Below are 17809 nucleotides of genomic sequence, written 5' to 3'. Positions count from 1 at the left end.
CTAGCGCTTACCGGGCCTACATTTTTTCGCACGACCTTGTAGGCCGGATAAGGCATTTACGCCGCCATCCGGCGCAAACCCGCACAGATTACTCTTCGTTCTCAGACAGCTCGCGCAGATACTGGAAAATCAGGCGCGCTGACTTCGGCGGCTTATTCCCTTCTTTCTCTTTCTTCGCGTTGCGGATAAGCGATCGCAGCTGCTGGCGGTCGGCATTCGGCCACAGGTTCAGCACTTCGGGTACCGCGTCATCACCTTGCTCGATCAAACGATCGCGAATCTGCTCCAGCTTATGGAACAGCGCAACCTGCTGGTTATGGCGGTTTTTCAGCTTATCCAGCGCCTGACGGATCGGCTCCACGTCACGCTGACGCAGCAGTTTACCGATAAGCTGAAGCTGGCGGCGACGCCCTTCTTTCTTGATTTTCTGTGCCAGTTCAATGGCATCACGCAGATCCTGGTCGAGCGGGAGCTTATCCAGCGCGTTTTTACCCAGTTCTACCATTTCTGCGCCAAGCTGTTTTAACTCTTCGGCGTCACGTTTAATTTCACTTTTACTGACCCAGATGATCTCATCATCTTCGTCTTCGATGTCATCACCGGGAACGTCGTCGAGCCAGTCTTCGGGCTGCTTAGTCATGTCAGGCTCCTTAAAAAAAGAGGCTAATGTTACCAGTTAAGACGCGCACTGAAAAACGGTTCTCTGTTAGACTTCACTTAACTCTCTCTTACAGTATGGCATTTGCGATGAAAGTAACCTCACAAGTTGAAGCGCAGCGTAAGATCCTGGAAGAAGCCGTCTCCACCGCGCTGACGCTCGCTTCAGGCAAATCAGATGGCGCCGAAGTGGCGGTCAGCAAAACCACCGGCATTAGCGTGAGCACCCGCTATGGCGAAGTGGAGAATGTAGAATTTAACAGTGATGGCGCGCTGGGGATCACCGTGTATCACCAGAATCGCAAAGGCAGCGCGTCGTCTACCGATCTCAGCCCGGATGCCATCGCCCGGACGGTGCAGGCAGCACTGGATATTGCCCGCTACACCTCGCCGGATCCTTATGCTGGCGTGGCCGATAAAGAGCTGCTGGCGTTTGACGCGCCGGATCTCGATCTGTTCCATCCGGCGGAAGTGACCCCGGACGAAGCCATTGAGCTGGCCTCGCGCGCCGAGCAGGCGTCTTTGCAGGCCGACAAACGCATCACCAACACCGAAGGCGGCAGCTTTAACAGCCACTACGGCATCAAAGTGTTCGGTAACTCGCACGGCATGTTGCAGGGGTACTGCTCAACCCGTCACTCGCTGTCCAGCTGCGTGATCGCCGAAGAGAACGGCGACATGGAGCGTGACTACGCCTACACCATTGGCCGTGCGCTGGGGGATTTGCAGTCTCCCGAGTGGGTAGGTAAAGAGTGTGCCGAACGCACGCTGTCACGCCTCTCACCGCGTAAGCTCTCCACCATGAAAGCCCCGGTCATTTTTGCCAATGAAGTGGCGACCGGCCTGTTTGGTCATCTGGTGGGGGCGATTGCGGGCGGTTCGGTGTACCGTAAATCGACCTTCCTGCTCGACTCGCTGGGCAAGCAGATCCTGCCGGAATGGCTGACCATCGAAGAGCATCCGCACCTGCTGAAAGGGCTGGCGTCTACGCCGTTCGACAGCGAAGGCGTGCGCACGGAACGCCGGGATATCATTAAAGACGGCGTGCTGACCCAGTGGCTGCTGACCAACTACTCCGCGCGCAAGCTGGGGCTGAAAAGCACCGGGCACGCGGGTGGGATCCACAACTGGCGCATTGCCGGACAGGGCCTGAACTTTGAGCAGATGCTGAAAGAGATGGGCACCGGCCTGGTGGTGACCGAGCTGATGGGGCAGGGCGTGAGCGGCATCACCGGAGACTATTCTCGCGGTGCGGCAGGCTTCTGGGTCGAAAACGGTGAAATTCAGTATCCGGTGAGCGAAATCACCATCGCCGGCAACCTCAAGGACATGTGGCGCAATATTGTTACGGTCGGTAACGATATTGAAACACGCAGCAATATTCAGTGTGGTTCTGTATTGCTGCCGGAGATGAAAATCGCCGGTCAGTAATGCCCGTAAAAGCGTGTTTAATAATAAAAAAGGAAGTGAGCAATGCGTAAACACCTGTTAGCGATCGTCGCGGCTTCAACGCTGGTTCTTGGCTCGTCCGCGTTTGCTGCCGATCTCGAAGACAACATGGACATCCTCAGTGAAAATCTGAAGGTAGTGCAGAAAACCGATAATGCCGCCGAGATGAAGGACGCGCTGACCAAAATGCGTGAAGCGGCGCTGGACGCGCAAAAAGCGACGCCGCCAAAGCTGGAAAGCAAAGCAGCAGACAGCGCCGAGATGAAAGACTATCGTCACGGCTTTGACGTGCTGGTCAGCCAGATCGACGGTGCGCTGAAGCTGGCTAACGAAGGCAAAGTCAAAGAAGCCCAGGCGGCGGCCGACCAGTTTGCGGCGACCCGCAACGCGTATCACAAAAAGTATCGTTAATTGGGTGCCTGAGCTGTACGTCCTTTCTCCGTATGCGGAGGCGCATAACGCGCCCCCGCATCCTTGCTCCTTTCCGTCCCATGCCTGAGACGGTCAGTCTCAAGCACCCGCAGCCACTCTACCCAATCCCCATAAGAAAACCTTATCCACATCACATTTCTACGAGCCCGCTCGTAATCTTTTCCGCTTTGCATACCCCTTATTTGCCGCCAGATAGCGTGATATTCATCACGCAAATACAGCGATTTATCCAGATTCACCGCATTTATGTGGCACAGATCACTGCCGCGGCTCGCCTTTCCACTTCGAAGTGGAAAACAACTCGCTACAAACCCTGCACCTGCAACGTTAGTTTTATTCCAGAGCCATTAACGGGGTAAGACGAGTGAGTAACGGAGCGGTAATGAACGACGTTGGGGAACAGGCGGTGCAGACTGAGCAGCTCGCGAACACCATGCTTCAGCAGGTTTATGCTCTGCTGGCCCGGCACAACATCATCCCCAACGCGGTACAGGAGCAGATGCTGACCTCCCACGTTCGCGCAATGGCGCACCGGTCCGTGACCGGCGAGCCGCTGCCGGAGGTTGAAGCAGAGCTTTTCGACGAAATTTCACCAGATTCAATGCAACTTGCCCGTGAAGTGGTAGCGCAGTTTGGCAACCTTCCTGATGAAGAGGCCTGGCTGCTCTCCGTTCACTTCGAAGTCGCGAAAGACAACCTTTAAGGAGCAACACATGGAACAGATTACAGTCGTGATTGGCGATCGCCTGGGTAAAGGTCAGAAAGTGGCTGCGGGTGTGGAAAAAGCCGGTGGACGCGCGGTTGTCGTGCCGGGCATGGCGGCAGATATGAAGCTCGGTGACGTGATGAAAGCGGAAAACGCCACCTTCGGCATCTCCTTCTGTGGCAGCGGCGGCGCGGGCGCCATCACCGCACAAACCAAATATGGCTACAAGGCCAAATACGGCATGCGCTCCGTGGATGAGGGCGTGACCGCCATCAACGAAGGCTGCAACGTGCTGGGCTTTGGATTTATGGATAAAGAAGAGCTGGGCGAGCGTCTGGTACAGGCGTGGCAGAAGAAGCACGGCGCATAAGCATGAAAGAACAGTTTACAACCACGGTGAGAGTGAAGGGGAAGGGCGACGCCAAAGCGCGCGCCTTTGCCGACGCGCTCAACCACGTTCAGGCCGCGGTGATGAAAGCCTCACCGCATATCTTACTGCGTATTGAGCCACAGGATGTGCAGGTTGTTCAGGCGCAAGAAGCGGTGCGAAAAGAAGCGTTTCTGTTCTTCTTTCTGCGCCGGGAAAGACGCACCTACAGCGTGGAGCTGGATGTGACCGTCAACGTGACTGCCATCAATCTCGACCAGGTGGATTTCGTCACGCAACGCTGATTATTCATAAAAGGGCAGACTGATGTTCTTAATTATATTAATAAAATCGCTCATCATTGGCGGCCTGGTTGGCGTCGGTGTGGGAGCCGGGGCTGCACGCATGTTTCATGCGCCTACCACTCAGGGTATGGGCGCGTTTCGTACGTTGGGGGAACTGAACTCCTGCGAAGGGGATCCGGCCTCCCACTTCTCCTTTGGATTAGGCTTCTTCTTTAACGCCTGGGCCTCTTCCGTGGCCGCAGGTGCCTTCACACAGGACGTTGACCACCGCATCATCCCGAACTGGGGTGCTGCCGCGCTGATGATCAAAAACCGTAACGTCGGCGAAACGCTGCACGATCCCCGCAAAATGGCGATTGCCTGCGGCATCATCGGCATGATCGTCGTGACCTTCCTTAACCTGACCGCTTCCTCCGTGCCGGCCGCACTTCAGGTCACCGCCGTGAAGGTGCTGGTGCCTGCCGCGAACCTGCTGGTCAACACCGTAATGCCGGTGATCTTCTGGCTGGCGGCCATCGACGCGGGTAAAAAATCGGGCTTCTGGGCCACCATCTTTGGCGGCGCGGCGCAGCTGATCATGGGGAACGCCGTACCGGGTCTGGTTCTCGGCATCCTGATCGGTAAAGGCGTTGAGGAGAGCGGCTGGAACCACGTCACCAAAGTGATGATGGCGGCGATCGTGCTGCTGTTCGTGCTGAGCGGCTTCTTCCGCGGCTTCGACATGAAGATGATCGAATCCTTCCATCTGACCGTGCCGAACTGGCTCGACATGATCCACAACTCGCTCAGCGGTAAATAACAGGAGCCTCGACATGGAACAGAATAAAGGTTTTTGGTATGCCGACTGGTCGTTCCCGATCTTCGTTGGCCTGCTCTCCTCCGGCGTCTTCGCCGGGACGCACATGTACTACCTCTACGGCATCGGCGCGTTTAACGAAGTGGCCTTCGTGGCGATGCTGAAAGCGGGAATCGATACCGGCGTCTACGGCGCGGTGGCGGCGTTCGGCGCGAGCTTCCTGTTCGCCCGTATTATCGAAGGATCGCTGGTCGGTATTCTTGATATCGGTGGGGCGATCCAGACCGGCGTGGGCCTCGGCGTACCGGCGCTGCTGCTGGGCGCGGGGATCATGTTCCCGGTGACCAACTTCATTGCCTCGCTGATTACCGGCCTGGTGATTGGTCTGGCGATTGGCTACGTCATCATCCTGGCGCGTAAGTTCACCATCAACCAGAGTAATTCCACCTACGGGGCTGACGTGATGATGGGCGCGGGTAACGCCTCTGGCCGCTTCCTCGGGCCGCTGATTATCCTCAGCGCGATGACCGCCTCCATTCCAATCGGCGTCGGTTCGCTGGTGGGCGCGCTGCTGTTCTACATCTGGCAGAAGCCGATTACCGGTGGCGCCATCCTCGGCGCAATGATTTTGGGCTGGCTGTTCCCGGTCGCCCTTTAATACCCGCGGGCGCATCAGCGCCCGCCCTATCAGGAGAACCCCATGTTTGATTTACTCCTGCGCCGTGCGCGCCTCGCCGACGATACCCTGACCGATATCGCCATTCAGGACGGGAAGATCTCCGCGACGGGCGAAATTAACGCTCCCGCCCGTAAAACGGTTGAGCTTAACGGTGACGTGTACGCCAGCGCGGGCTGGATTGACTCCCACGTTCACTGCTACCCGAACTCCCCGATCTATCACGACGAGCCGGACAGCGTGGGCATTGCCACTGGCGTCACCTCCGTGGTGGACGCGGGCAGTACCGGTGCCGACGACGTGGACGATTTTTACGAAATTACCCGCAAAGCCTCCACCGACGTCTTTGCCCTGCTGAACATCTCCCGCGTGGGGCTGATTGCCCAGAACGAGCTGGCCAACATGGCGAACATTGACGCCGATGCGGTGAAGCAGGCGGTGAAGCGCCACCCGAATTTTATCGTCGGCCTGAAGGCGCGCATGAGCAGCAGCGTGGTCGGCGAGAATGGCATCACGCCGCTGGAGCGCGCCAAAGCGATCCAGAAAGAGAATGGCGACCTGCCGCTGATGGTGCACATCGGCAACAACCCGCCGAACCTCGACGAAATCGCTGAACTCTTGAGTTCGGGCGACATCATTACCCACTGCTACAACGGCAAGCCTAACCGCATTCTGACGCCGTCCGGCGAGCTGCGCGCCTCCATCACCTCCGCCCTGAAGCGCGGCGTGCGTCTGGACGTCGGCCACGGCACGGCGAGCTTCAGCTTTGAGGTGGCGAAACGCGCCATCGCGATGGGCATTCTGCCGCACACCATCAGCTCGGATATCTACTGCCGCAACCGCATCAACGGCCCGGTCGGCTCGCTGGCAAGCGTGATGTCGAAATTCCTCGCCATCGGCATGTCATTGCCGCAGGTGATTGACTGCGTCACCGCGAACGCCGCAGACGGCCTGCGCCTGACGCGCAAGGGCCGCATTCAGCCTGGCCTCGATGCCGACCTGACGCTATTCATGATTAAACGCCAGCCGACGGTGCTGACGGACGCTGAAAACGACACTCTGCAAGCTGAACACATTCTGGTGCCGCTTGCCGCGATCCGCGCGGGCAAGGGCTACATGACCGAACAAGGGAGCACGGAACATGCCTTCGATTTATGAGAAGTATAATTTAAAGCAGGTTATCAACACCTCTGGCCGCATGACGGCGCTGGGCGTTTCAACGCCGCGCCCGGAGGTGGTGCAGGCGGCAATGGACGGCATGAATCACTATTTCGAGATGAAGGATCTGGTTAACAAAACCGGGGAGTACATCGCGAAGCTACTGGATGTGGAAGGCGCGACGGTGGTCTCCTGCGCGTCGGCAGGCATAGCCCAGTCCGTGGCGGCGGTGCTGGTGAAAGACAGCGACTGGCTGCTGGAAAACCTGCACGTCACGCCAATCGAGAACAATGAAATCGTCCTGCCGAAAGGCCATAACGTGAACTTTGGCGCGCCGGTCGGCACCATGGTGGCGCTGGGCGGCGGCAAGCTGGTGGAAGCGGGCTACGCCAACGAATGCTCCGCCGACCAGCTGGCGGCGGCCATCACCCCGCGCACCGCGGCGATCCTCTACATCAAGTCCCACCACTGCGTGCAGAAAAGCATGCTCAGCGTCGAGCAGGCCGCGGTCGTGGCGCGTAAACACGATCTGCCGCTGATCGTTGATGCCGCGGCGGAAGAAGATCTGCACGCGTACTACCGCTCCGGCGCGGATCTGGTGATTTACAGCGGCGCGAAGGCGATCGAGGGGCCAACCAGCGGCCTGGTGATCGGCAAAACCCAGTACGTTGAGTGGGTGAAGCGCCAGACGGCGGGCATTGGCCGCGCCATGAAGGTGGGTAAAGAGGGGATCCTCGGCCTGACCTGCGCCATCGAACACTACCTGACGGCCACCAAAGAGAGCGGTGCCGAGATGGTGGCGAAGATGACGCCGTTTATCGACGCGCTCAACACCCTGAACGGCGTCACCGCGCGCGTGGTCTGGGACAGCGCCGGTCGCGACATCGCCCGCACCGAGATTAAGTTTGACGAAGCCACCACCGGCGTTGGCACTGGCGACCTTGTCGCCCAGCTGAAGCAGGGGGAATACGCCATTTACTTCCGTGGCTACAAGGCCAACGAAGGGATTATCGAAGCGGACGTGCGCAGCGTGAGCGCTGACCAGCTGAACATCGTGTACCGCCGCATTAGCGAAGTGTTAGGACAGGAGAAAAACGCATGAAACTGACCCCCAATTTTTACCGTGACCGCGTCTGCCTGAACGTGCTGGCCGGCTCAAAGGCTAACGCCAGCGCCATTTACGAGGCGGCGGAAGGTCACGTGCTGGTGGGCGTGCTCTCCAAAAATTACCCGGACGTGGCGAGCGCGGTCGCGGATATGCGTGAATACGCGGCGCTGATTGATAACGCGCTCTCCGTGGGGCTGGGCGCGGGCGATCCGAACCAGTCGGCGATGGTGAGTGAAATCTCCCGCCAGGTGCAGCCGCAGCACGTCAACCAGGTCTTTACCGGTGTGGCCGCCAGCCGCGCGCTGCTGGGGCAGAATGAATCGGTGGTCAACGGCCTGGTCTCCCCGACCGGGACCGTCGGCATGGTGAAAATCTCCACCGGCCCGCTGAGCAGCAAAGCGCCGGACGGCATCGTGCCGGTTGAAACGGCGATTGCCCTGCTGAAAGACTTCGGCGGCAGCTCGATCAAGTACTTCCCGATGGGCGGCCTCAAGTGCCGTGATGAATACCAGGCGGTGGCGGAAGCCTGCGCCCGCCACGACTTCTGGCTGGAGCCGACCGGGGGGATCGATCTGGAGAACTTTGAGGCGATCTTGCAGATTGCCCTCGACGCGGGCGTGAGCAAAATCATCCCGCACATCTACAGTTCAATTATCGACAAAGCCAGCGGTGATACGCGTCCGGAAGATGTGCGTACGCTGCTGGAAATGACGAAGAAACTGGTGAAGTAAAAGCCTGTCCCCTCACCCTAACCCTCTCCCCTTTGAGGAGAGGGCCGGGGTGAGGGGTGAAACACCGCACACACCCAAAGGAGCCACCATGCACACCCGTAACCTGCTCGTCGCTTCACTCTCAATGCTCGCCACCGCCGCTGTCGCCCAGACGCAATACGCCTGGGTGGGTACCTATAATCCGAACGGTGAAGGGCTGTACCGTTTTACCGTTGACCCGCAAACCGGCGCGCTCGATAACAAAACGCTGGTGAGCAAACTGCCGAATGCGGCGCAGTTGACCCTTTCGCAAGACGGTAAAACGCTGTATTTGGCAAGCGAAGTGGAGCAGGGCGTGGTGCAGGCGCTGCGCATCGGCGATGACGGCGCGCTGAGCGAACTGAATCAGGTGGCCTCCGGCGGCGCCGGGCCGGTGTATCTCTCCCTGACGCCGAACGGCAAGCATCTGCTGGTGGCGAACTACGTCAGCGGAACCGTCGCGGTGCTCCCCGTTAACGCAGACGGCAGCCTGGGCAACGCCACGGACACGCATCAGGATCGAGGCGAACCGGGCGCGGCGAAGCCGGAAGCTGCCGTTGAGGGCAGTTTCGCGATCAGCGATCATAACGGCCCGCATGCGCACATGATCGCCGCCGATCCGAGCGGGAAGTACGTTTTTTCCACCGATCTTGGTCTGGATCGTATCTATCAGTACCGTTTTGACGATCGAGCAGGAAAGCTGATCCCGAACGATCCGCCGTTTATCAGCGCCTCTTCGAAAGGCGCTGGCCCGCGCCACTTCGTCTTTACGCCGAAAGGCGATGCCCTGTGGCTGATTAACGAAGAGGCCTCTACGCTCACCCATTATGCGCTGGACAGCAGCGGCAGGCTAAAAGAGGGTAAAACCGTTTCAGCTCTGCCGGACGGTTACAAAGGCACCAGTTTTGCTGCCGGGCTGGCGCTAAGCGCCGATGGTAAACAGCTGTATGTCGCTAACCGTTTGCATAACAGCATCGGGCACTTTACCGTAACGGCAGAAGGGACGCTGACGCATCAGGACGATGTCTGGACGCGGGGTGACTATCCGCGCACCCTGACGCTCGATAAGCAGGGGCGCTGGCTGTACGTCATGAACCAGCGCAGCGACAACATTACCCGTTTCCGCGTGGCGCCGGACGGCAAGCTGAGCGCCGAGCCAGACTATACCCCGGTCGGCAGCCCATCCCAGATGGTCATTTCACCCTGAGCAGTAAGAGGACAACGACGTGCGATTTCCGAACCAACGTTTAGCGCAACTTTTCGATCTGTTGCAAAACGAGACGCTGCCGCAGGACGAGCTGGCGCAGCGGCTGTCGGTCTCCACGCGAACCGTCCGGGCGGACATCACTGCCCTTAACGCGCTGCTGGCAGGCCACGGGGCGCAGTTTATCCTGAGCCGCGGCAGCGGCTATCAGCTAAAAATTGATGACGCCCAGCGCTATCAACAATTGCAGGCCTCCCACCCGCGCGCGCTGCGCATTCCGCGAACCGGGCCGGAGCGCGTGCACTATCTGGTGGTGCGTTTTCTCACCTCGGCATTTTCCCTTAAGCTGGAGGATCTGGCCGACGAGTGGTTCGTCAGCCGCGCCACCTTGCAGAGCGACATGGTGGAAGTGCGCGAGTGGTTCCATCGCTACAACCTGACGCTGGAAACCCGCCCGCGCCACGGCATGAAGCTGTTTGGCAGCGAGATGGCGATCCGCGCCTGCCTGACCGACCTCCTGTGGGAGCTGGCGCAGCAGGACAGCCTGAACCCGCTGGTGACCGACGTGGCGCTGAATGCGGGCGTGGCGGAAAAGATGGTGCCGGTGCTGCACGATGCGCTGACGCGCCATCACATTCGTCTGACCGACGAAGGCGAGCTGTTCCTGCGCCTGTACTGCGCGGTGTCGGTGCGGCGCATCAGCGAGGGGTATCCGCTGCCGGAATTCCACGCGGAAGACGTGGAAGAGAACGTGCGCGAGGCGGCGAAGGATATCGCGGTAGCCATCCAGGAGCTGGCGGGCAAGGCGCTTGCGCCATCGGAAGAGAGCTGGCTGTGCGTGCACATCGCGGCGCGGCAGATCCAGGAGATTGCCCCCAGCGCGATTAACGCCGACGACGACGAAGCGCTGGTCAACTATATCCTGCGCTACATCAACACCCACTATAACTACAACCTTCTCAGCGACGCGCAGCTGCACGCGGATCTGCTCACGCACATCAAAACCATGATCACCCGCGTGCGCTATCAAATCATGATCCCCAATCCGCTGCTGGACAACATCAAGCAGCACTACCCGATGGCGTGGGATATGACCCTCGCGGCGGTGTCGAGCTGGGGGAAATACACGCCGTATGCGATCAGCGAGAACGAGATTGGTTTTCTGGTGCTGCACATCGGCGTGGGGCTGGAGCGCCACTACAACATTGGCTACCAGCGCCAGCCGCGCGTGCTGCTGGTGTGCGACGCCGGTAACGCGATGGTGCGCATGATCGAGGCGGTACTTCAGCGTAAATACCCGCAGATTGAGGTGACGCGCACGCTCACTCTGCGCGAGTACGAGCTTGCGGATGCCATCGGTGAAGACTTTGTGATCTCCACCGCTCGCGTGAGCGAAAAGTCCAAGCCGGTGGTGATAATCGCCCCGTTCCCGACCGATTATCAGCTGGAGCAGATCGGCAAGCTGGTGCTGGTGGACCGCACCCGCCCGTGGATGCTGGAGAAATACTTCGACGCGACCCATTTCCGCATTCTCGACAAGCCCGTTGATCGGCAAACGCTGTTCCGCGAACTGTGCGGGCAGCTTGAAAGCGAAGGCTTTGTCGGCGCGGAGTTTCTGGATTCGGTCATCGAGCGTGAAGCAATTGTCAGCACCATGCTCGGGGACGGCATCGCGCTGCCGCACTCCCTCGGCCTGCTGGCGCAAAAAACGGTGGTCTACACCGTGCTCGCCCCGCAGGGCATTCAGTGGGGGGATGAAACGGCGCACGTCATTTTCCTGCTCGCCATCAGCAAAAGCGAATACGAAGAGGCAATGGCGATTTACGACATTTTCGTCACTTTCCTGCGCGAGCGCGCGATGGCGCGCCTGTGCCAGTGCGAGGATTTTGCAGCGTTTAAGGCTGAGGCGATGGAGAGTTTGAGCCGGTTTTGAAGCCAGGCGGATAGAGGATATCCGCCTTCATTTACCGCAAATGATGCACAACCTGGTTGCTGCTGCCGCGCCAGATCAGCATAGGGTCTTTTAAATCCTGCACGAACTTGCCGTCCACCAGCACGTTAATCAGAGCCACCACTTCCTTCTGCTGCGCATTCAGCTCATCCAGCTTATAGCCCGTCCAGACCCAGATATCTTTTCCCGCGCACTCGCGGCGGATGCGCTTCACCAGCTTCAGTATATCCGGCACGTTTTGCGGATGGAGCGGATCGCCGCCGGAAAGGGAAATCCCCTGGCGTTTGATGCGCGTGTCGTTCAGGTCGTCGATGATGCGGTCTTCCATTTCAGCGGTAAACGGCATACCCGAGTTGAGGCGCCAGGTGCTTTTGTTGTAGCAGCCGGGGCACTCGTGAACGCAGCCTGAAACGAACAGGGTGCAGCGGGTGCCGGGGCCGTTGACGATATCGACGGGGTAGTACTGATGGTAATTCATAGCGGTTAACCAAGCCGGGTACAGTGTGAGTGCGGATTGTAGGCCCGGTAAGCGTAGCGCCACCGGGCATAAATATGGCAGTGGCTCAACCGATCTGCCCATTCCCCAGATGTTTCACCCGGCGCTTCACCTCTTCCTGCTTGCCGGCGTTAAACGGACGGGCATCCGGGCTGCCGAGATAGCCGCACACGCGGCGGGTCACGGAGACGCGGGCCGCATCGTGGTTACCGCATTTCGGGCAGGTGAAGCCCTTACTGGTGCATTCAAACTCACCGGTAAAGCCGCACTCATAGCACTCGTCGATTGGCGTGTTGGTCCCGTAATACGGCACGTGCTGGTAGCTATAGTCCCACACGTCTTCCAGCGCCTTCAGGTTGTGCTGGATGTTTGGGTACTCGCCGTAACAGATAAAACCGCCGTTCGCGATAGGCGGATAGGCCGCTTCAAAGTCAATCTTGTCGTACGGGTTCACCTTCTTCTCCACGTCGAGGTGGAAGCTGTTGGTGTAGTAACCTTTATCTGTCACCCCTTCAACAATGCCAAATTCGGCGGTATCCAGGCGGCAGAAGCGGTCGCAGAGGTTTTCGCTTGGCGTGCTGTACAGGCTGAAACCGTAGCCGGTTTCCTCTTTCCACTGGTCTACCGCATCGCGCAGGTGCTGCACAATCGCGATACCTTTCTCGCGCAGGGCCTCGCTGTCATAGATGTGCTTGTCGCCGAACAGCGCGTTGATGGTTTCGTGAATGCCGATATAGCCCAGAGAGATCGACGCGCGTCCATTTTTGAAGATCTCAGACACGTCATCGTCCGCTTTCAGGCGCACGCCGCAGGCACCTTCCATATAGAGGATGGGCGCAACGCGGGCTTTGACCCCTTCAAGGCGGGCGATGCGGGTCATCAGCGCCTTACGCGCCAGCTGCAAGCGCTCGTCCAGCAGCGTCCAGAAGGCCTCTTCATTACCTTTGACTTCCAGGGCGATGCGCGGCAGGTTAAGGCTGATCACGCCCAGGTTGTTGCGCCCGTCGTGGATCTGCTCGCCGTTTTCATCCTCGTACACGCCGAGGAAGCTGCGGCAGCCCATAGGCGTTTTAAACGAACCGGTGACTTTTACCACTTGGTCGTAGTTCAGGATGTCCGGGTACATGCGCTTGCTCGCGCACTCCAGCGCCAGCTGTTTGATGTCGTAGTTCGGATCGCCAAACTTGTGGTTCAGGCCGTCGCGGATGGCGAACACCAGCTTCGGGAACACCGCGGTTTTACGGTTTTTGCCGAGGCCAGAGATGCGGTTGCGCAGGATAGACTGCTGAATCAGGCGCGACTCCCAGCTGGTGCCCAGGCCAAACCCGAAGGTGACAAACGGCGTCTGCCCGTTGGCGGTGTGCAGCGTATTCACTTCATATTCCAGCGACTGGAACGCGTCGTAGCACTCTTTCTCGGTGCGGGAACGCGCATAGCCGTCCGCGTCCGGGATCTGCCACTCTTCCGCCGTCTTACGGTGCTTGTTGAAGCTCTCGGTCACGAACGGGGCCAGCACTTCATCGATGCGGTTGATGGTGGTCCCGCCATAAATGTGGCTGGCTACCTGGGCGATGATCTGCGCCGTAACCGCCGTCGCGGTAGAGATGGACTTCGGCGGTTCAATCTCGGCGTTACCCATTTTGAAGCCGTGGGTCAGCATGCCTTTCAGGTCAATCAGCATGCAGTTAAACATCGGGAAGAACGGCGAATAGTCGAGATCGTGGTAGTGGATCTCACCGCGCTCGTGCGCCGAGACCACGTCGCGCGGCAGCAGATGCTGACGGGCATAGTGCTTGGCGACGATACCGGCCAGCAGGTCGCGCTGGGTCGGGATCACTTTACTGTCTTTATTGGCATTTTCATTGAGCAGCGAAGAGTTGGTCTGCTCCACCAGGCCGCGGATCTCCTGGTTCAGGCGACCGCGTTTCTCTCGCTGGACGTCACGATCGTGGCGGTACTCAATGTAGGCGCGCGCCAGCTGCTTGTATGGCCCCGCCATCAGCTGGTTCTCAACCGCGGTCTGGATCTCGTTGATATCGACCTGGCTGCGTTCATGCATCTGGCTGCTAACGACTTCTGCGACGGTGGCGCAGTAATCTGCGTCATCGACTCCCGCTGCTTTAGCTGCACGCAGGATGGCTTCCTGAATGCGCTCTGATTTAAACGGCACTTTACAGCCATCACGTTTCATCACATGCGGTGTCATGATCACTCCATTTTAAAAACAGGTTATCCACAAAGGTGGGGAAGTATTCACCGGGCGTATTTCCCGCCGCGCCAAAGGCTTCCCGCGTTCCCAGCGTGTGTTATCCACAATTCCGGCCAGCGTAAGCGCCGTCTTGTTGTTGGAATTGTAGACGATAGATACAATATGTTGGGTTGGGACGCATTTTAAGTGCTACATATAGTGATTTGCATCAAACATGTTTGCGATTTTTTTGATTCAGAACAAAGTAAAAAGACGAGAGTACAAACGGCGGGCGTTGGAGCAATTGTAAATACGTGCAGGAAAAATCTGATTAATTATTCAACAAAAACAAGCGCTCAGCACGGCGTGTGCTGAGCGCTTCACGGTCAACTCGCCCCGCAGATCCAGCTCAACCCTGCCTGTAAAAAGGCTGCGGTAGCGATACTGCCCAGCACCACGGGGATGAGAAAGGAGCGGTCGGGGCCATCGTCCTGTTCTGGCGGTTCTTCAGCATTCAGGACGGACAATGCCTCTTCCCGGGTGCGCGCCGCCAGAAGCTGCTCCCGCACCCTGTCTTCCGTCAGCAGGCTGGTGAGCGACGTCAGCAGCTGCATATGGGTACTGCCTGCTTCCGCTGGCGGAATGGCGAGCAGAAAGACCATTCTCACCGCTTCATCACCGTCCAGGCCCGGCCAGCTTATCGGGTCGTCAAAGAGCGCCAGACAAAACGCCGCCTGCTGCACCGTCTCGGCTTTTCCGTGAGGGACCGCGAGCGCCTCGCCCAGCGCGGTAGGGCCTTCACTTTCGCGTTGTAAAACGCTCTGGATAAATGCCGCTTCATCGTTAATGATTTTTTGCCTGGCAAGCGGCTCGGCCAGCCAGCGGATCAGCGCTTCAGGCGTACGGTGCGGCGGATTGATAAAAACCAGATCGGGGTGCGTCAATGCAAGCAAGTTCATATTAAGCCTCAATCAAAAAATCGCATGTCGCGGAAGGGGAGATCGCCGTTACCGGTTGCACGGGCTCTTCCAGATAGTTGATCTGACGAAGCCCCGCCAGACTTGTCGGGACGGGAACCGACTGCGTGCCGGCGTTAAACACCCGGACGACCGTGCCAGAGGCCTGCTGCGCATGGGGCAGGGCAGAGAGAATGAGCGGCTCCGGCAGGCTCAATAATGAGAATTCTGCCGGAAGCCTGCGGTCGGGCAGACGCAACGAAAAGCGCTCAAGGCGGTGATCGAGCGTGTGTAGCGTTTGCCGCTGATAGGTGAAAGGCTGTCCCGCAGCCTGGTTTTCCAGCTGGCGAAGCGTGAGATGATCGGCGCTGACGGCCAGCGCGACGGTGAACGAGAAGCACAACGGTTTCAGCAGCTGCGCATCGGGGGTCTCGACCACCGTATTATTGATGCCGGACGCCCGGCCCGGTCGCCATTCGAGATCGTTGCGCCCGAGCACGCCCGTGGATTTAAACAACGTCAGGGCAATGGCAGCCGGCGCGCTGCCGATTATCTGAAATTCCTTCATGCCGCGGCTATTCACCACCAGCGCTTTGCCCGCTTCCGCAACAGCAATAATGCCTTCGGTGGTTTCGATATCCACGGGCATTTCGCGATAGTACTCTCGCCAGTTTTCTTCGTCATACCCCGTTTCGCGCTGGATTATCGCGAAGGGCTGCGAGGCGATAGCATGCCGGGTGTGAATATTGCTGCCGATCAGTAAACGTAGCCGGTGATCGCAGTGGCTGTTTTCCAGCGAACTGTCCACATACAGGTTCGGATCGTCTTCGCGTAATGTGCATTCCAGACGAAGGGATAGCGGCGTTCGGGCAGTATCCTGGCGTCCGGCGAGATCCGGCGGAAGAAACAGGGTGGCTTCAACGATCAGCTTTTCGATAAGCGGCGTTTTCAGGCAGTCGACAAGCGTGAAATGGTCGCATCGCGTCGGCGTATCGCCCGCAAGCGGTGAGAAATCGTAGCTGTCGCCCGCATCCGCACAGTCTTCAAGGGTAAAGAACGAGGGGATGCATCTGCCGCTGCGTTTGTCGTGCAGGGTGAGCGTTCCGTCGTCCAGCGTTAATCGATAATGCGCATTCTCTATCTCGCTGCCGGTTGTCTGTTCAGGCTGCCGGAAAGGCGCCGGGTCATCTTCAACGTTAATGCTGAGATAGCCGACCGGCGGCAGAACCGGTGTTTTCACAGCAACGTGCCAGCGATAATAAGGGGGAAGGGGCGTTTCACACTCGCCTTCGGCGTTAAGGGAGACTGCCGTTCCGCCTGGCAGAATGTCTCTTTTGAGGACGTCGAAGGGGATAGGCTGCCCCTGATATCTCAGGGCGATATTCTCAGCCCGGCTATAAAGTGTGGTTATCACCACGCGTCGCGTTGGGGTGCCCAGCGGGTTGAAAATCAGCAGGTCGCCTTCCCGAGCGCAGGCGGCGCTCAGGGTTTTTACCACCAGGTTCCACAGGCTGTGGCACAGCTGTTCGGTTTGCTCCAGCCGATGCAGAATATCGCGGTTGGTGGTATCGCTATTACAGCCGCCGATGGAGTCATGGGCATGGCTTCGCAACAGCTTCTTCCAGAGCGTATCGACCACCGAGAGGTTCACCGGGAGCCCCTGATGACGCGCCATGGCGATTGTCGGCTCCAGCTGTCGCAGGATGAACTGCTCAACATCATCATTTTTCTTTTTGATGTCGTAGCGCACGGATCCGATCGTTTTATGGATGCGGGTATAGCGCGGCGATTTCAGCTCTCCTTCCCAGCGTTCAAACTGTTCACGCTGCGCGCGCAGAATGTCGACGTAGCGCTCCAGCGAACTGATAACGTAGCGGTCTTCATTGGGGGAGTGTGCGCTGGCGATCTGTAGAATTTTCGGCAGAGCCGGGTCGATACTGACCTGATCGCCGCCACAGGGCAGCAGCAGGTCATTTATTCCGGCCCGCGAGCGCAGGAGATTGACCATCGGAAAGATTTTTCCCTGCAAATGGCTCGCGTCTGAAGAGATGTTTTTAGCCGCGCCGTAACCGAATGCCATCGCGCAGGCGATAACGGTCGCACCTGACGGCGCCCGCCACAGGAACTGGCTGCTTTTCGCCTGTCTGTCGTGATCGATGCCGCGCCAGAAGACGATGTTGTCGATATTGCAGCCCTGCAAAATCGTGGGCATTTGCGCATTGTGGCCGAAGGTGTCCGGAAGATACCCGACCTGCATGGCATGCCCCAGCTTACGGGCGGCGAAGATGCCGTACTTGAGATTGCGAATAATGGATTCGCCATGCACGTTGTAGGTGTCCGTCTGGGTATACCACGGCCCTACAAAGATCCTTTTTTCTGTGACCAGTTTTTCCAGCCTGGCGCGATAATCGGGATTGATGGCGAGAAAATCCTCCACTACCGCCATCTGCCCGTCAAGGTGGTAGCAGCTGTAAGCGGGGTCCTGCTCCAGCGTGTCGATGACGTCCGCAAAGTTATATGACGCCAGCACCATGCTGTCCTGATGGGTGAAATACCACTCCTGATCCCAGTGCGTATGGGCAATGACGTGGATCTGATTCATGACCTTCCC

17 protein-coding genes are annotated in these 17809 nt (G+C 58.5%); 12 read left to right on the top strand and 5 right to left on the bottom strand.

Annotated features, from left to right (window positions below; all coding sequences use genetic code 11):
* Positions 1-88 precede the first annotated feature (88 nt).
* On the bottom strand, positions 89-640 hold the full coding sequence (gene yjgA, locus E0L16_RS20025; protein WP_063450888.1) for a ribosome biogenesis factor YjgA: 552 nt from the start codon (positions 638-640) through the stop codon (positions 89-91).
* Positions 641-735: 95 nt separating this feature from the next.
* Between yjgA and pmbA the strand changes: the two genes are divergently transcribed.
* From pmbA to E0L16_RS19965, 12 genes are all read left to right on the top strand, one after another.
* Positions 736-2088, top strand: a complete 1353-nt coding sequence (gene pmbA, locus E0L16_RS20020) for a metalloprotease PmbA (RefSeq protein ID WP_131638033.1) — start codon at positions 736-738, stop codon at positions 2086-2088.
* A 42-nt stretch (positions 2089-2130) separates the two neighbouring features.
* Positions 2131-2517, top strand: coding sequence for a cytochrome b562 (gene cybC / locus E0L16_RS20015; protein WP_063867201.1), 387 nt, complete (start codon positions 2131-2133; stop codon positions 2515-2517).
* Positions 2518-2902: 385 nt separating this feature from the next.
* Positions 2903-3241, top strand: a complete 339-nt coding sequence (locus E0L16_RS20010) for a PRD domain-containing protein (protein WP_102750472.1) — start codon at positions 2903-2905, stop codon at positions 3239-3241.
* Between the two features lie 10 nt (positions 3242-3251).
* On the top strand, positions 3252-3614 hold the full coding sequence (locus E0L16_RS20005) for an SFCGS family glycine-rich protein (protein ID WP_006179053.1): 363 nt from the start codon (positions 3252-3254) through the stop codon (positions 3612-3614).
* A 2-nt stretch (positions 3615-3616) separates the two neighbouring features.
* Complete coding sequence (locus E0L16_RS20000; protein WP_006810338.1) at positions 3617-3916, top strand: DUF4312 family protein; 300 nt, start codon at positions 3617-3619, stop codon at positions 3914-3916.
* 22 nt (positions 3917-3938) lie between these two features.
* A complete protein-coding gene (locus E0L16_RS19995) occupies positions 3939-4715 on the top strand; it encodes a DUF4311 domain-containing protein (protein ID WP_006810337.1) in 777 nt (258 codons plus the stop codon).
* A 13-nt stretch (positions 4716-4728) separates the two neighbouring features.
* Complete coding sequence (locus E0L16_RS19990) at positions 4729-5370, top strand: DUF4310 family protein (protein WP_003856081.1); 642 nt, start codon at positions 4729-4731, stop codon at positions 5368-5370.
* A 42-nt stretch (positions 5371-5412) separates the two neighbouring features.
* Positions 5413-6546: an amidohydrolase/deacetylase family metallohydrolase gene (locus E0L16_RS19985; protein WP_131638031.1), complete on the top strand. Its 1134-nt coding sequence runs from the start codon at positions 5413-5415 to the stop codon at positions 6544-6546.
* Complete coding sequence (locus E0L16_RS19980; RefSeq protein WP_063867205.1) at positions 6530-7648, top strand: DgaE family pyridoxal phosphate-dependent ammonia lyase; 1119 nt, start codon at positions 6530-6532, stop codon at positions 7646-7648. The genes E0L16_RS19985 and E0L16_RS19980 overlap by 17 nt, the downstream gene beginning before the upstream one ends.
* The gene (gene dagF / locus E0L16_RS19975; protein WP_131638029.1) at positions 7645-8385 is read left to right on the top strand and encodes a 2-dehydro-3-deoxy-phosphogluconate aldolase; all 741 of its coding nucleotides are present in this window, start codon (positions 7645-7647) and stop codon (positions 8383-8385) included. Before E0L16_RS19980 ends, dagF begins: the two co-directional genes overlap by 4 nt.
* Positions 8386-8473: 88 nt before the next feature.
* Positions 8474-9610, top strand: coding sequence for a lactonase family protein (locus tag E0L16_RS19970; protein WP_131638027.1), 1137 nt, complete (start codon positions 8474-8476; stop codon positions 9608-9610).
* A gap of 19 nt (positions 9611-9629) precedes the next feature.
* A complete protein-coding gene (locus tag E0L16_RS19965) occupies positions 9630-11540 on the top strand; it encodes a BglG family transcription antiterminator (RefSeq protein ID WP_131638025.1) in 1911 nt (636 codons plus the stop codon).
* A 31-nt stretch (positions 11541-11571) separates the two neighbouring features.
* Here the strand turns inward: E0L16_RS19965 and nrdG are convergent, their stop codons facing one another.
* The 4 genes from nrdG to E0L16_RS19945 all read right to left on the bottom strand — a co-directional run bounded on the left by nrdG (position 11572) and on the right by E0L16_RS19945 (position 17800).
* A complete protein-coding gene (gene nrdG / locus E0L16_RS19960) occupies positions 11572-12036 on the bottom strand; it encodes an anaerobic ribonucleoside-triphosphate reductase-activating protein (protein ID WP_131638023.1) in 465 nt (154 codons plus the stop codon).
* An 85-nt stretch (positions 12037-12121) separates the two neighbouring features.
* Complete coding sequence (gene nrdD / locus E0L16_RS19955; RefSeq protein WP_131638021.1) at positions 12122-14260, bottom strand: anaerobic ribonucleoside-triphosphate reductase; 2139 nt, start codon at positions 14258-14260, stop codon at positions 12122-12124.
* Positions 14261-14628: 368 nt separating this feature from the next.
* On the bottom strand, positions 14629-15201 hold the full coding sequence (locus E0L16_RS19950; protein WP_063867214.1) for a fructose PTS transporter subunit IIA: 573 nt from the start codon (positions 15199-15201) through the stop codon (positions 14629-14631).
* Between the two features lies 1 nt (position 15202).
* Positions 15203-17800 carry a glycoside hydrolase family 38 N-terminal domain-containing protein gene (locus tag E0L16_RS19945; protein WP_131638019.1) on the bottom strand — a complete coding sequence of 866 codons (2598 nt, stop codon included), beginning with the start codon at positions 17798-17800 and terminating at the stop codon, positions 15203-15205.
* Between the last annotated feature and the right edge of the window lie 9 nt (positions 17801-17809).

The sequence above is a fragment of the Enterobacter quasihormaechei genome (assembly GCF_004331385.1).
In the GTDB taxonomy this organism is placed as follows: domain Bacteria; phylum Pseudomonadota; class Gammaproteobacteria; order Enterobacterales; family Enterobacteriaceae; genus Enterobacter; species Enterobacter quasihormaechei.
Note: the sequence above shows the minus strand (reverse complement) of the source record. Positions and strands in the feature narration are given on the sequence as shown.